Here is a 965-nt window from a genome sequence, read left to right as displayed (position 1 = left end):
GATCTCGACCTGACGGTCGTTGAGTCCAATCCCCTGATACATCGGACGGATGTTCTCGGTCATGGCTTCCGGATTGGGCAACAGGATTTTGGTGGGACAGGATTCATAGATCACATCCGCAATTCCGGATCGTGTCAGGTCTGTCAGGCTCTGGGTGGCGAAGACCACGGCCACATTGGATTTTCTCAAGACCTTGAGCCATTCCCGGATCTTGGCCTTGAATGCCGGGTGCCCCAGCATGACCCATGCCTCGTCCAGAATCAGCAGAGTGGGCTGTCCCCTGAAGCGTTGCTCGATGCGGTGGAACAGGTAGGTCAGTACCGGCAGGACCAGTTTGTCTCCCTTGTTCATCAGGCATTCCATTTCAAAGACCTGAAAGGGATCCTCATCCAGACTGTCGGTTTCCGCATCCAGCAAGTGCCCAGCCATCCCTCTCAGGGTGTAGGCCTGCAAGGCTTCGCGCAGAGACTGATCCTGAATCAGAATCAGGCAGTTGGTCATAGTCCGTTGGGCCATGACTTCGGTAGATGCCCCAAGCTGGACCACGGCCCGGTATTAGAGCAGGTCGTTTGTGATAGAGGGTTTGCCATCGGTCATGGCCCGGATGCTGTAGCGGCGACGCGAGAGCCAGGAGACCCCGGTGGATTCGCCCTTAGAACCCCCTGCCTTTAGGCATGGGGAGGTTTAGCGCTTCCGTAAGTCTCTTGTCGGCCTGACTTGGTTCTGCAAGGCCACTTGGATGGTTGTGGGCCAAAATGACCGCCGCCGCATTGTGATGCAATACCCGTTTTACTACCTCTCTGGGGTATACGGAAGTTTGGGCCAGGGTACCCCGAAACAATTCTTCCACGGTGATGACCCCGTGCTGTGCATTCAGAAACACGATACTGAACACTTCATGCTCCAGTCCTGCCATCTTGATCCGCAGAAAATCCCGTACTGCTCCCGGACTGTTCAGAAATGAT

The 965-nt window shown here is 55.4% G+C and carries 2 protein-coding genes; both read right to left on the bottom strand.

Annotation, left to right across the window (positions count from 1 at the left end; genetic code table 11):
* The coding region (locus IV91_RS0110660; RefSeq protein WP_459166976.1) for a TraG/VirB4 family ATPase at nt 1-516 on the bottom strand (516 nt) is incomplete at its 3' end.
* Between the two features lie 136 nt (nt 517-652).
* Nucleotides 653-965 (bottom strand): JAB domain-containing protein (locus tag IV91_RS0110655; RefSeq protein WP_324603966.1); only part of this gene is annotated, 313 nt, incomplete at its 5' end.

Origin of the sequence: Ferrovum myxofaciens, from assembly GCF_000735045.1 — a bacterium.
Classification (GTDB): Bacteria; Pseudomonadota; Gammaproteobacteria; order Burkholderiales; family Ferrovaceae; genus Ferrovum; species Ferrovum myxofaciens.
Note: the sequence above shows the minus strand (reverse complement) of the source record. Positions and strands in the feature narration are given on the sequence as shown.